This is a genomic window from Frankia sp. CcWB2, from assembly GCF_977927585.1.
This window is the reverse complement of sequence record NZ_CDWRCM010000013.1, coordinates 35871-36493: the sequence shown is the minus strand read 5'-3', so window position 1 is coordinate 36493 and position 623 is coordinate 35871. Positions and strand designations below refer to the sequence as shown.

Below are 623 nucleotides of genomic sequence, written 5' to 3'. Positions count from 1 at the left end.
TTCCCGAACTCTGCTCGGTTCGGCGTGCCGGAGGTTGTCCGGACCGCTCGGCTCGGCCGGGGCGGAACGGCCCAAGATCCTTGCGGAGGGGCGCCCCGTGCGGCCATACGATCCCGATTCCCTGCACATCTATGACACGACATTGCGGGACGGTACCCAGCAGGAGGGGTTGTCGCTCTCGGTCGGCGACAAACTCGCGGTGGCCCGTCACCTGGACGATCTCGGTGTCGGTTTCATCGAGGGCGGCTGGCCGGGATCAAACCCGAAGGACGCGGAGTTCTTCACCCGGGCGCGCGGCGAACTGAACCTGACGACCGCCGTGCTGACCGCCTTCGGGGCCACCCGGCGGGCGGGCCGCGCCGCCGCGGACGATCCCCAGGTGGCGGCGCTTCGGGACGCGGGGACCTCGGTGGTCTGCCTGGTCGCCAAGTCGGATCTGCGCCACGTCGAACGTGCCCTGCGCACCACCCCGGCCGAGAACCTCGTGATGATCCGGGACACCGTCGTGCATCTGCGCGCGGAGGGAAAGCGGGTCTTCGTCGACGCCGAGCACTTCTTCGACGGCCATCGGGTGCATCCCGCCTACGCCCTTGAGGTCGTCTCCGTTGCGGCCGAGGCCGGTG

The 623-nt window shown here is 69.8% G+C and carries 1 pseudogene; it reads left to right on the top strand.

Going from position 1 to position 623, the window contains the following annotated elements:
* Positions 1-97: 97 nt before the first annotated feature.
* Positions 98-623 (top strand): annotated as a pseudogene (locus ACY45C_RS03000) (citramalate synthase); the annotation flags it as partial.